The sequence below is a fragment of the Chitinophaga sp. 01L420 genome, assembly GCF_056399985.1.
The window spans coordinates 25,618-39,104 of the sequence record NZ_JBFTSK010000007.1 but is presented as its reverse complement, the minus strand read 5'-3'; the positions used below and the strand labels follow the sequence as shown (position 1 = coordinate 39,104).

General features: G+C 43.9%; 9 protein-coding genes. 4 read left to right on the top strand and 5 right to left on the bottom strand.

What is annotated here, in order from left to right:
- The first annotated feature begins 240 nt into the window (after positions 1 to 240).
- From AC1DP6_RS09340 to AC1DP6_RS09325, 4 genes are all read left to right on the top strand, one after another.
- Positions 241 to 975: an ImuA family protein gene (locus AC1DP6_RS09340; protein ID WP_477054584.1), complete on the top strand. Its 735-nt coding sequence runs from the start codon at positions 241 to 243 to the stop codon at positions 973 to 975.
- Between the two features lies 1 nt (position 976).
- Positions 977 to 2,479 (top strand): Y-family DNA polymerase, encoded by a 1,503-nt coding sequence (locus tag AC1DP6_RS09335; protein ID WP_477054583.1) that lies wholly within the window; start codon positions 977 to 979, stop codon positions 2,477 to 2,479.
- Positions 2,480 to 2,498: 19 nt separating this feature from the next.
- Positions 2,499 to 5,693 carry an error-prone DNA polymerase gene (locus AC1DP6_RS09330; RefSeq protein WP_477054582.1) on the top strand — a complete coding sequence of 1,065 codons (3,195 nt, stop codon included), beginning with the start codon at positions 2,499 to 2,501 and terminating at the stop codon, positions 5,691 to 5,693.
- Positions 5,694 to 5,834: 141 nt separating this feature from the next.
- Positions 5,835 to 7,229, top strand: a complete 1,395-nt coding sequence (locus tag AC1DP6_RS09325) for a S41 family peptidase (RefSeq protein ID WP_477054581.1) — start codon at positions 5,835 to 5,837, stop codon at positions 7,227 to 7,229.
- A 51-nt stretch (positions 7,230 to 7,280) separates the two neighbouring features.
- On the opposite strand, the gene AC1DP6_RS09320 is transcribed toward AC1DP6_RS09325, so the two are convergent.
- Genes AC1DP6_RS09320 through AC1DP6_RS09300 form a run of 5 tightly spaced genes read right to left on the bottom strand, consistent with a single transcriptional unit; the run spans position 7,281 to position 13,479 of the window.
- Positions 7,281 to 8,432: a glycosyltransferase family protein gene (locus AC1DP6_RS09320; protein ID WP_477054580.1), complete on the bottom strand. Its 1,152-nt coding sequence runs from the start codon at positions 8,430 to 8,432 to the stop codon at positions 7,281 to 7,283.
- A 15-nt stretch (positions 8,433 to 8,447) separates the two neighbouring features.
- Positions 8,448 to 9,623: a glycoside hydrolase family protein gene (locus AC1DP6_RS09315; RefSeq protein WP_477054579.1), complete on the bottom strand. Its 1,176-nt coding sequence runs from the start codon at positions 9,621 to 9,623 to the stop codon at positions 8,448 to 8,450.
- 15 nt (positions 9,624 to 9,638) lie between these two features.
- Complete coding sequence (locus AC1DP6_RS09310) at positions 9,639 to 11,387, bottom strand: galactosyltransferase-related protein (protein ID WP_477054578.1); 1,749 nt, start codon at positions 11,385 to 11,387, stop codon at positions 9,639 to 9,641.
- A gap of 19 nt (positions 11,388 to 11,406) precedes the next feature.
- Entirely contained in the window at positions 11,407 to 12,282 is an 876-nt protein-coding gene (locus tag AC1DP6_RS09305) for a hypothetical protein (protein WP_477054577.1), read from the bottom strand.
- 36 nt (positions 12,283 to 12,318) lie between these two features.
- A complete protein-coding gene (locus AC1DP6_RS09300; RefSeq protein ID WP_477054576.1) occupies positions 12,319 to 13,479 on the bottom strand; it encodes a hypothetical protein in 1,161 nt (386 codons plus the stop codon).
- Positions 13,480 to 13,487: the final 8 nt, after the last annotated feature.

The window sequence follows — 13,487 nt, the reverse complement described above, 5'->3', positions numbered from 1 at the left end:
GGAGAATTAGCGCCTTCGGCAGATAAATAGCGCATGTTTATCAAGTGCTATTTTTTGACTTTTAGAGAAGAAAATCTTGTTGAATAGGTGACGTGCTACAGAAAATAGAAAACAGCTGCAATTGCGCTGGCAGCTAACGTTCTGTCCCTGAACCAGTAGTAGAATAGGGAAAATAATATGCAATAAATACTAATTAAATTAGTATAATTGCTAAATATATTAGCTTTAAAATTCATAACGATGCCCGCAAAAAAAGCAGATATCATCGCGCAATTGCAAAAAGATATCCTTCTTTTACAAGGGCTCAAACCAACATTAAACAGTGCTGCCGTAGATGTAGGGCTTGGGCCGATAAAAGATGCATTTCCCAACCGTTCCTTTCCCACTGGTGCCGTGCATGAATTCCTCAGCACCGCCACAGAAGATGCAGCAGCTACTGCTGGTTTCATCAGCGGATTATTGGGTTGTCTGATGACAGGAGGCGGCATTTGTTTATGGATCAGCACCTCCCGCACCATTTTTCCTCCTGCCTTAAAAAGCTTTGGTATAGCACCTGATCAAATCATTTTCGTTGACCTGGAGCGTGATAAAGACGCACTCTGGGCCATGGAGGAAGCACTCAAATGTGAAGGACTGGCAGCCGTTATCGGTGAAATAAGAGAGATCAGTTTCGCCAATTCAAGAAGGCTTCAGTTAGCGGTGGAACAAAGCAGGGTAACCGGATTTATTCACCGGCATCAGCCCCGCAGCGTCGGTACCACCACCTGCGTTTCCAGATGGAGAATCACTCCGATGATCAGTGAACAGGAAGATCATATGCCCGGCGTAGGCCTTCCCCGCTGGAATGTGGAGTTAGAGAAGATCCGTAATGGCAAACCCGGCATATGGCAGGTGGAATGGTCTGCTGGCAGGTTCCAGCCTGTTCACCAACATATTGCAGTAGTACCACAGCAGCCCATCCGAAAAATAGGTTGATATGTCCCGGCGCTTTGTAACGATATGGTTCCGTCATTTACTGACGGATTGGTTCACCCGCCGGCAACCCCACCTGCGAAACACACCTTTTGTACTGGCCGCACCAGATCATGGCCGTATGAAAGTAACCGCCGCTAATGCAGCAGCACAGAGGCATGGCATCAATGCGGACATATCTGTAGCCGATGCCAGGGCCCTCTTTACCTCCCTGCAGGTATTTGATGAAGTACCGGAACTACCCATCAGATTACTTACCTCACTCGGCCATTGGTGCATCCGTTATACTCCCGTCACCGCCATTGATCCACCCGATGGACTGATCCTCGATATAAGTGGCTGTGCACACCTATGGGGAGGCGAAGCTCCCTATCTGCAAGACATCCTTTCGCGATTAAAAAATTTCGGCTATGATGTGCGTGCCGGAATAGCCGATACCATTGGCGCCGCATGGGCCATTGCACGCTATGGACAAGGCACCGCCATAATACCACAAGGTGAGCAAACAGCCTACCTGCTATCACTGCCGCCCGCAGCACTGCGCCTGGATTCGGCAGTTGTTGAACGGCTGCACAAACTCGGACTTTACCAGGTAGCCAATTTTATTGGCATGCCCCGCTCTGCTTTACGCCGGCGTTTCGGCCAGGAGATGCTGCACAGACTGGATTATGCCCTGGGCCTGGAAGAAGAGGCCATTGAACCATTACAGCCCCCCGAACCCTACCAGGAACGATTGCCCAGCATGGAGCCTATCATGACCGCCACGGGTATTGAAATTGCGCTGAACCGGCTTCTGGACACACTCTGTCAACGACTAACCAGGGAAGGAAAAGGACTTCGTACCTGCGTATTTAAATGCTACCGGGTAGATGGTAATATCCAGCAGATTGACATTGGCACCAACCGCGCATCGCATAATCCCATTCATCTTTTCAAACTGTTCGATGGGAAGATCCAGATGATCGAACCCGCGTTAGGCATTGAACTGTTTGTACTGGAAGCTCCTAAAGTAGAAGACGCGCTGCCTTCCCAGGAAGTATTATGGGTAACACCCGGCGGGCTGGAAGATGTAATCGTAGCTGAATTGCTGGACAGACTTACCGGGAAAATGGGTACGCATACCGTACAGCGCTATTTACCGGATCAGCACCACTGGCCGGAACGTTCTATTAAAATCGCTGCCAGCTTACAGGAAAAACCAACGATAGACTGGCGCACAGACAGGCCCCGGCCCATCCGGCTTTTAAAAAACCCGGAAGTAGTGCAAGTGTCTGCACCAATACCTGATTATCCCCCCATGTTATTCCATTACAAAGGACAGCTCCACCGGATAAAAAAAGCAGATGGTCCGGAACGGATAGAACGCGAATGGTGGCTGGAAGCAGGCGAACACCGTGACTATTACAGCGTGGAAGATGAAGAAGGCCGGCGTTACTGGCTGTTCAGATTGGGACATTATGATGCGGATAAACCTCAACACTGGTTTATTCACGGCTTTTTTGCGTGAAGAATGAAAATGATGAAGTATGTACTACACAGAATTACAGGTAACCTCCAACTTTAGCTTTCTACAGGGCGCCTCCCATCCGGAGGAGCTGGTAGAACAGGCCGCCACTTTAGGATACACGGAAATAGCTATTACAGATCATAACACCCTTGCAGGCATCGTTCGCGGTCATGTTGCCGCCAAACAAAAAGGGATACGCATCATTCCCGGATGCTGCCTTGATCTGCTGGATGGCCCCAGTCTATTGGCTTATCCCACCAACAGAGATGCCTACGGGCGGCTATCCGCACTGTTAACAAAAGGTAATCTGCGGGCAGAAAAAGGGCAATGTCATTTATATAAAACAGATGTATATCAACATGCGGAAGGCATTAAATTCATCGTGATTCCACCACCGGCATTAAATGCCCTATTTGACTATGATGATGCATTCAAACAGGTGCTAAGTGAATACCGCGATGCCTTCAAGGACCATCTCTATCTTGCTGCCACCCGTTCCTACCAGGGCGATGACTTAAAAAAACTATACCGTCTTTCCCGGTTATCTGAAGCGTTGGGCATTCCTTTGGTCGCTACTAACGATGTACATTATCATCATCCGGAACGCCGGCAATTACAGGATGTATTAACCTGTATCAAAGAAAAATGCACCGTCTACAATGCCGGCTATCGTTTGCATCTTAACGCAGAAAGATACCTGAAGCCGCCGGCTGAAATGCATCGTTTATTCCGGCAATACCGGGATGCCATCAAACGTACAAAGGAAATAGCTGTAGCATGCCAGTTCTCGCTCGACTCCCTGAAATACATTTATCCGGAAGAACTGACTACAGAAGGACGCACACCACAGGAAGAACTGACTTTTCTCGCATGGCAGGGCGCCAGAGAAATATTCGGTGATCATCTTCCTGAAAAAATAATATATAACATCAACTACGAGCTGGGATTTATTAAGGAGATGGACTACGCTCCCTACTTTCTAACAGTTTATGATATTGTAAGATTTGCGAGGAAACAACACATCCTATGCCAGGGGCGTGGTTCCGCGGCCAACTCCACTATCTGTTTCTGTTTAGGCATCACGTCTGTGAATCCAACAAAATTTGATTTGCTGTTCGAACGGTTTATTTCTTCCGCACGTAACGAGCCACCGGATATTGATGTAGACTTTGAACACGAACGGAGGGAGGAAGTCATTCAATACATCTATGAAAAATATGGTCGCGACAGGGCAGCTATTGTTGCCACCGTTACCCAGCAACGGCAAAAGGGCGCCATCCGCGATGTGGGGAAAGCCATGGGGCTCTCTGTGGATATGATCAACCGCCTGTCGGGTGTTATCTGGGAATACACCGATGATTCATTTGATAGCGACCAGGTTGCTGCACAGGGATTAAATCCCAATGATCCGCATCTCAGCAAAGTACTGGAACTCACAGAACAGATGATCGGCTTTCCGCGGCAGCTTGGTCAACATACCGGCGGCTTTGTGATTACGCAGGGAAAATTATCTGATCTGTGCCCCATCCTGAATGCACGTATGGAAAACAGAACCAACATCGAGTGGAACAAAGACGACATCGATGCTTTAGGCTTTCTGAAAATTGATGTGCTCGCACTAGGCATGCTCACCTGTATCCGCAAGGCTTTTGACCTTGCCAGAGAACATTACAACAAAGACTTTACCTTAGCCAATATACCAGAAGACGACAAGGCCGTTTATGAAATGATAGGACATGCAGATACGATCGGTGTGTTTCAGATCGAAAGCAGGGCACAGCAATCTATGCTACCACGCTTAAAACCGACATGCTTTTATGATTTGGTGATTGAGGTGKCAATCGTACGCCCCGGGCCTATCCAGGGAGACATGGTGCATCCTTATCTCCGGCGCCGTAATAATGAAGAAGTCGTTACTTACCCTTCTAAAGACCTGGAAGATATTTTAGGCAAAACATTAGGCGTTCCCTTATTCCAGGAACAAGCCATGAAAATTGCCATCGTTGCGGCAGGCTTTACACCTACTGAAGCAGATGAACTGCGCCGCAGTATGGCTACCTTCAAATCTGTCGGCACCATTTCCCGGCTTCGTGAAAAACTGGTTACCGGCATGACACAAAATGGATACAAAGAGGATTTTGCCAACCGTATCTTCAAACAGCTGGAAGGCTTTGGCAGCTATGGCTTCCCCGAAAGTCATGCCGTCAGTTTTGCTTTGCTGGTATATGTTTCTTCCTGGATCAAATGTTACTATCCCGATGTTTTCGCGTGTGCTTTATTAAACAGTATGCCCATGGGTTTTTACCACCCGGCACAGATTGTAATTGATGCCCGCAATCATGGTGTGGAAGTAAGACCCGTAGATGTAAATCTTTCTTTATGGGATAATAAACTGGAAGAAATATCCGGGAAATATCATGCGCTCCGCCTGGGCTTCCGCCAGGTGAAAGGGCTTAAGGAAGATGATCTGCAATCGCTTCTCTCCAACAGAACCACCCACTACACCAGCATACCTGCGCTCCGCGATGCCGGCATTCCGCTTACCACGCTGGAAAAACTAGCCGATGCAGATGCCTTCAGATCTATGGGCCTGGACCGGCGCCGCGCACTCTGGGAGGTATCCGCGCTTCACGACCGCCCCACCGGCATGTTTACCGGCCAGCCATCTGAAAGCACCTCCGAAGCACAGATACAGCTACCTGAAATGACTACTTCAGAACATGTGGTACACGATTATAGCAGCACTACACTATCTTTAAAAGCACATCCGGTAAGCTTTGTACGTGAGAAACTTCAGCAGCTCCACATTACCACCACAAAAGACCTTGACACCATTCTCGATGGGCAACCTGTAAAAGTAGCAGGACTGGTGCTGGTAAGACAAAGGCCCGGAACAGCGAGCGGCGTTTGTTTTATTACTATTGAAGACGAAACAGGATGCAGTAACCTGGTGGTTTTCAAAAAAACATTCGACAAATTTCGAAAAGAAATTGTGCAATCACGTTTACTCATGGTAGAAGGCAAGCTGCAACGCGAAGGAGAAGTAGTGCATATAGTGGTACAACGTTGTTATAATATATCGAGATTATTGCAGCAGCTCATTCCATCCAGGATAGAAGCAAAGGCAGCGCAGGTAGTGGGAGAGCAGCAACAGGAACAGAAAAAAGAAGTAACACAGGGAAACATTTTTGCGGAAGCGAGGAATTTCAGATAGAAAAATTTCACGATTAAATAGCCATTTTACATTTCTATCCGATAAGGTCTTTCATTTTACCGGAATTCAATTATCTTAGGCTCACTAAAAAACCCAGTAATGAACAGTCCTAATACTGTTCATTGACGAAATGGCTGTCTTATGAATTTGAAGCATTTACTTTTTCCGTCTATTTGTTTATTAATCAGCATTCACGCTATTGGACAAACCTGCAATTGCACCACTGAATTTTTACATGTTAAAGATCAGATAACACATAACTATGCAGGATTCAAAGACAAAGTAACAGGAGCTACAAATGTGGCGTACACCACCTATACACAACGGATTCTTAAAGCAACAAAAGGAATCACAAGCCCACATCATTGTGCGCTATTGATTAATGACTGGCTTAATTTCTTTAAAGACAGGCACGTGGCTTTTGGCGAAAATCCTTTATCAGCAGCAGCTTTGCAGAAAATAGTTTCAGAAACGGAAAATATAAAGCTCACCAAACCACAATTAGATCAGCTGAAGCACACTAAAGGCATTGATGGCATCTATTGGAGCAGTGATTCCGTTTTCCGCATAGCTATCGTTAAAAGTGTCAAAAATTTCCGGGATTATGCAGGTGTGATTATCTATTCAAAAGTGGATGCCTGGAAACCCGGACAGGTAAAACTGGAGTTACGAAAATCCAATAAGAAGAACGAATTATTAGGGATTACGTATGATACCGATCATACGCCTTATGGTGAATCATTTCCTGTTACCACCAATACACTGGGAACCTGGCAACGGGAAGGCACTGTGAATAATAGCAATGACGACGGCTCTGCCGAAAACGTAGCAGGCAAACTATTATCTGATAAAACACTCTATCTTAAAATAAAATCCTTCGATCAAAGCAACGCCGCCAATATTGATTCCTTATTTAAAGCATATAAAGCGTTATTGGATAAAACCCCTAACCTGATCATAGATGTGCGGGACAATGGGGGAGGATCCGATTTCGCCTATGCGCCTATCACCCCCTATCTTTATACAGATACTATTAAAAAGATTGGAGTAGATGCGTTAGCAACAGAACAAAATATTGAAGGGTGGAAACCCCTGTTGAAAATGGAGGATATTCCTGCTGAGCAGAAAAAAGAAATCACCGGCATGATTGAATCAATGGAACGCGGGAAGGGAGGATTTGTAAACGTGGTGGAAGATGAGAAAAAGGTATTAGACAGTATTACGCCTTACCCACAGAAAGTAGCCATCCTGGTCAACAGAGGCTGTGGCAGCACCACAGAGGAGTTCCTAATGGATGCCATGCAAAGTAAGAAAGTAACCGTAATAGGTGAAGCGACCGCAGGTGTACTGGACTACGCTAATATGAGGCAGGTGGCACTCCCGTGCATGCCATATACCTTGTATTATGCTACCACAAGAAGTAGAAGAATTGATATGGGAAAAGGCATTGACAACGTAGGATTGCAACCTGCGATAAAACTGAAACCCTCACAGAATTGGATTATTGAAGCGCAACAATATTTGGAGAAAAAATAAAGCAGCATTTTAATTACATTAAAATGCTGCTTGTCTAATTGACTGTAACCTTCAGCTGATTGCCTCCAAGCTTAACATCTTCTCGTAAACAACATCCAGCTGTTTATGTATAAATGCAGCTGTAAAGGCCGCCGGCAGCATTTTTCCAGGCGTATTATTATTTTGAGTAAGCACCTGTTTTAACTGATGCAACAAATAGTTCGTGTTATTATTATCGGTTGTTATCGCTTTTAACACTTCCATATTTACCAGCTCATTAAACCAGCTGTTATCATTCGGAGCGTCATCATAAATAAACCGGATCCCGTTTTGCAATAATTGTATGATGCAAAGAAAATTATCTTCCCTCAGCGGTGGCATGATAACCCCATTCGCGGCTGCATATAATTCCATTACATCTTCCTCTGCCAGGCTACTGACAAAAGTTATACTGCTCCATATGTGCTTCTCTATGAATGCCGGATATAACATGATATCCGACTCATGGAGAATAAACAACCTCGCCTTCGGTATCTCCCTCTTTAAAGCGGTAAATGCATGAATAAGGGAGGGCATATCATATTCCTCCCCGGCTATTTGCTTGTTAAACACAAATACAGCCTCTTCAGCGGGAAGCCCCCAGGCGGTTCGAAACGCAGTACGCTGCTCCGGAAGAATCGCTGTTTTACTAATAGGAGAGATAACATTATATATGACGGACACCTTTTCCATAATATGAGGATACACCAACAGTAACTGTTCCCGGGCAACCTGACTTGTACAAAGTATGGTGTCGGCAGCGTTTATCATGGCCTGCTGCATGGCATTGTTGGTTAATATGGCGCCATCACACCCGCATGTAATAATAGCATTCAATGTTGTTTTAATACTTTGTGCGAGGTAACCCCAATTGCAACTTTCAAAATGGAAAAGAAGGTTGCTCTTTCCGCTGAAACGTTGTTCCAGCAGGTCAGCAATCCGCAGAGAGTATTTTTTAAATTCCGGTGTTGGTATGTTTGCCAGGTATTTTATTGCAAACGGAAAAGGAATATAAATATATACTTCGCCATTTATCTCTTGTTCTGTATACTCCGCATATTTATTGCTGCCGATATATATATTATAAGATAAGTACTCCCCGTTTTTCCATGATGGAGTAAGGAGATGATCTAATACTGATGGACCGGCAGTGGTGGTGTCAAATATTTTAACAATATATAGCATATAGCGCTGATTATCTTAACTGATTAACAAACATTCATCCCAACAGCAGGTTTCTTCATCTATACCTGATAAAAGCACCAGGCCAATGCCCGCCAAGCCTTCTGCTATACCCATGCACTTATCGCTTTCTTTTGCAATAGCAGCGTATGATAGACCAATTAAATGATCAGTGATTTCGTCATAAACACGCTCAAAGGCAGGTTCCTGCATTTCCAGGTAAGCACGTCTGTACACCTGTGCTATAAAAATAGTTTTCTGCAGATAGATGATATTCTTAAATGCAGCACCTACCAGCGGCAGATAGTTATCAATAGCCGACAACAAATGTTGTCTGGCGGTCTCTTTCCAACTTTCATTGCCCGTATACTTCCAGGCATTCCAACAAGACCTGCATAATTCTACCTGTATATTAAAATACATAAATGCATCGTGCATATTGCCTGGAATATTTTGTTCCATAGCGGCAATAGCAGCAGGGATACATGCTACCATTCTTTCCAGCGAACGCTTTGTAACTACAGGATAGATGTCATACTGCAGGCTCCTGGCCAGAACGGTAACTACTTTTGCATGGTGGCAGGTCTCTATATTCTTTTCGGTAGGGGTATACTTTTTATCGGTAATAAATTTGGCAAGGGCATTACTATCTTCACTGAATTTTCTCAGGAAAATTCTTTCCAGCCGGTCTATCATACCAATATACACCTCATACCGTATAATTTTATCCAGATCCTCGGCATTGTATCCTTCACGATCAATGCGGTTTTGCAGGTACAGTACATGTCCTGTTAAGCCCTCGGAAAATCCCCAGCTCAACTCATAATTCCAGGAATACACCGCTTCGTCTATATCGCTTAATATCGCCAGAGAGGAATCATTCAGGCGTATTAAGTTATGCCGCAACAGGTATTCTACCGTCCATGCTATTCCAGGTAGTCCGGATCCAAACCCTTTACCTGACTTAAAATTCATGGTGCTAAAAACCTCTTGTAGCAGATCTTCTCCAAAGGAATCGTATGTTTTCACCTGCTTATACCTGGCATAATGCAGCATAAAAAATGATATGCCTGTTTTACCAGCGTTTAAGCTAATGCTTTTTGTAAACCCGCCATTTAACAACAAGTATCTGGCAATTCTGTCCAGATGCTCTTCCCGTGTTTGTTTGGCTTCACTTGTTGCTACTGTATTCATAATGAATTTATTCTTTTAAATGTATCGTAAGGCAGGCGGTTGATAACCTTCACTCTTCATTTCATGAATATACTCCTGCAAGGTCGCCGGGGACATATTACATATCTTCAAAAACTCATGCCTGTTGCTCAACTCCAACTGGCTATTATGAAAATTTGAATTCTCTTTCCTGATATGATGCAAATGATACAATGGTCCGTCAATTCTCTTTATTTTTTCTCCGGCTATCTTAAAGCGCTTATACCGCTCCTGGTCTTCCGGGCCCCAACCTACCAGGTTGATGTTTTCCATACCCAGCTTTTTAAAAGTGGCCAGGTTTACTACAAAAGCACCCCCATAGCTATCCACTGGTGTTTCATAGAAAGAGTCCTTGTAATTATTAAGCACACCAAAATCCAGTTGCCTGCGAAAAAGATTGCTGAAGTTATTATCCACGAAGTAGCAGCCGCCACTAAAAGGATATACCAGCGACATTCCTTTATGACGGAGATATTCCACTGCCCAGGATAGTTGATTGGGAGGCACTACAACATCTGTATCAAATATTGCAGCGTAAGGAGTTTCACACATGTTCAACAATAAATTGTTATAATAAGTGCGATAGTAGATAGCACGCTCCTCATATTGGAAACTATACCTCATATAGGATGGTATAATATCTCTATTCACTTTGGGGGAATTATCAATTTCAAGGACGATTACATTAGTTACAAAATAAGTATCAATATACCGGAGGATAGTATGCAGATTATTCATTCTATCAGGTGAATCAATTCTTACCGGTATTAATATAGTAGTGTCTTTGAGAACTATTTTGGTAGATTTAATATAGCTATATATGGCTTCTACATATTTGACACTGCAAGACGACTTATCCACATAGCCAAATACTTCGAAGTGGGGTATTTTATGTTCGTAGGTACCTTTGCAGAAATACCTTCTCGCCTGCCCTCCAACTACGCCTGCATTATGAAATATCTTACATTCATCCCATCTTTCAATATTATTGACAGGCCAGCAAAAGTCAAGCTCCCCGCTGATATTTACCGGGTTCCCTCTTAACAATCCATTCCACAATACAGCCCACATATCAGCACACCAGGCCTGAATACCAACATATGCATCGGGGTCTTCTCCGGTTTCCTGCACATGGGATCTGGCAAAGCTTTCATTAGTTTCCTCCAGCTGTGTAAATAACTTTTCCGCATCGCTCTCCACCTTATCCCAAAAGGCATAATCTGTTCCTTTCAGTATATACTGTGCACCACCGGCATTTTCATCATTCGCTATTACCAGGTTCTTATCAATGCCTACAATACTGCACATATTATCCAATATTGCAGTGCCGTACTTCAGTATGTACTTTGTGTCCAGGTAACTTTTGGTGTCGGAAACATACCAGGTATTACCTGCTTCCATTTCCTGCATATCCGGCAGCTCACGGAAAATAATATCACAATCGTGGTAAAACAAGGTCTCCTGCTCCAACCACGGATTACTATTAAAATGCTGCTTAATGATATGCGGTCTTATTCCTGATACGTACCGGGGATTTGCCCGGTTATCCGGGTAAATGAAAAATTGGGCCAGGTCCTCCCTGGCCACCAGTGCTGTATATTCCACTCTTAGCCCAACACGTGGATCTACACCCAATAATATATGGATACAGGCCGGATCTATGCCTACCTGCTTAAAATTATGCAACAGAACCTCCAACTGCCAGAGGAAAAACACGTCATCAGGTTGTGCGGAGAGAAATATCATAGATACATTTTATTACGGACTACATGGTTATTTTCCGGCACACATCCGCATATAATTCAAGGCATTTCTTTGCCGGTATATATTGTTCCGGATTATTTGCTACAAATAAATCAGCTTCTTCACAAAACTGTTGATAGTTACCTGCATAAAATGATTCAAAAAGGAGAATCGTTTGTTTTATTAGATGAGCATCGTCAGAATATGTTTGGTATTGTTTTGCCGCCGGCAAAATTATTTCTAATAGCCTGTTTACTTTTATCGTCAACTGTGGAGCCTTTAGGAACGCGATCATCACGTTCAATGTTTCAAACAATACCTGGCATATAAAAAGGTATTTAAATACATCGTATTCTTCAGGATGTTGTGCCAGAGGGACGTTCAGGTCTGTTAATTTATCGGAATGCCCGCTCAGCAAATATGCAACTACTTCCGATGCAAGTCCGACGGCTTCATCTGTTTGTCCATAAGCAAAATACATCCTTACCAGGTTATGATACTGTTGGATACGGCCAAACACCAGGTACTCAAATCCTTGCTGCTCCATTGCCTGCATATTAAGCATCACTTCATGCAGCATTTTTTCGGCGCTGTCTCTTTCACCGGTTTTATATAAGTAATAGGCTTTTTTAGGTAGATATTCATTTTGTACTGCCTGCCAAAGCAAGGTATCTTTGGCCAGTGACTGTTCATACCGCTCTCCCTGTTCAAAGTAATACTTTGCCAATACCATACTTCCGGACTTACTATAGTTAAGCCCCTTCATAAACCAGGAATTTAATGGATATAGCGTATGCTTATCCTCCGGCGTTAGCTTAGCTAACAATACATCATTAAAAAAAGCTTCCAGCCTCTCAGCAGCCTGCGTGAGAGAAGCGCCTGTAGTTAAAAGCAGCATATGATAGTATTTAATCAGTATTATCTTCTGTAGGGTTTACACTTCTTGTGCACGCAAAGGAATGCCAGCTGTAGCCAGTATCCGTTCCTCTATATTGCTAACGGGATAAGTTGCAGCGAATTGCTCCTGCAGCGGTAATTGCTGGCGATAAGGATGCGGTGTTGTTTCCGATAAGTACGAGATTAGCTGTAATAATTCTTCCCCATCCAGGTTTAAGTCGGTATTAATTATTTGTATACCAGACTGCGATAATTTTTCCTGTTGCAACGCAGGCGCAAAACCAATTTGATAGGGCCGGGGCAACCATTTACACTTAATCTTGTAATCGGAAAGAAGATAGATTAATTCCTTTTCCTGCTCCTTCATCTCTGATGCCGGTTTATCAATGGCAAATTCAATCGTTACTTTCTTGTGTCTGGCGCTGGTGGCGATGACATAGATAAATGGTATTCTCCAGCTGTCCCAGCTTTTACCGGTTACCTTGAATATCATTTGCAGCTTCATGCCTGGGTGATGCTGACCTGTTAAGAGATCTCTTTGGATGATTTCAATATCTGCAGTACAATGCTGAAGATGATTGTATTTTTCTTCGTTGAAAACAAAAAAGAGCCTGTTTACTGTCAATACCTGCAGGGGAGGGATCACCAGGTTATCATAGTCCATGGTGTCATACAGCATATTTAACGTAAAGGTGAGCTTAACCGTTGATTTAATTTCCTTTAAGCGGGTATCCAACACAAGTAACCAATCCAGGTCCGAAAGAGGATACTGAATGACCAACAACAGGCGGACAGTATATTTGAAACCCTTTATATTATTCGTTTTGATAGCTGCGAGGACATTGTCCAAYTGAACCATCAACACATCGAAGAAACTATTATCGGGGGGCGCTTTTACCGGTACCAACAGCGTGGCGGAATTACCGGTTACATCTTCCAATGCTAATAAGTTGCGGGTTAACAGCGTTTCTTTTTCTTCTTCAGCTGCGGGTATCAGTATTTCGTTATCAAACAATATAGTAAATAGCTTATCCGGAAGCAGGTTAAAGTTAGCGGTGTACAATATGTCCAGATAGCGATGGCTTAACCGGATTGTTTTACCACTACGTGTAGAGTAGAGCAAGCGATCGGCGGTTGGTTCCGATGCGAACTGCGGAATAGTCACGTCTACGATATACCGGGAAAGTTTAAGTTCCATATGACGCA

Excerpts from the sequence above, each read along its gene's own strand:
- AC1DP6_RS09340 (WP_477054584.1), top strand. The coding sequence starts at position 241 with ATGCCCGCAAAAAAAGCAGATATCATCGCGCAATTGCAAAAAGATATC.
- AC1DP6_RS09335 (WP_477054583.1), top strand. The coding sequence starts at position 977 with ATGTCCCGGCGCTTTGTAACGATATGGTTCCGTCATTTACTGACGGAT.
- AC1DP6_RS09325 (WP_477054581.1), top strand. The coding sequence starts at position 5,835 with ATGAATTTGAAGCATTTACTTTTTCCGTCTATTTGTTTATTAATCAGC.
- AC1DP6_RS09320 (WP_477054580.1), bottom strand. The coding sequence starts at position 8,432 with ATGCTATATATTGTTAAAATATTTGACACCACCACTGCCGGTCCATCA.
- AC1DP6_RS09315 (WP_477054579.1), bottom strand. The coding sequence starts at position 9,623 with ATGAATACAGTAGCAACAAGTGAAGCCAAACAAACACGGGAAGAGCAT.
- AC1DP6_RS09310 (WP_477054578.1), bottom strand. The coding sequence starts at position 11,387 with ATGATATTTCTCTCCGCACAACCTGATGACGTGTTTTTCCTCTGGCAG.
- AC1DP6_RS09305 (WP_477054577.1), bottom strand. The coding sequence starts at position 12,282 with ATGCTGCTTTTAACTACAGGCGCTTCTCTCACGCAGGCTGCTGAGAGG.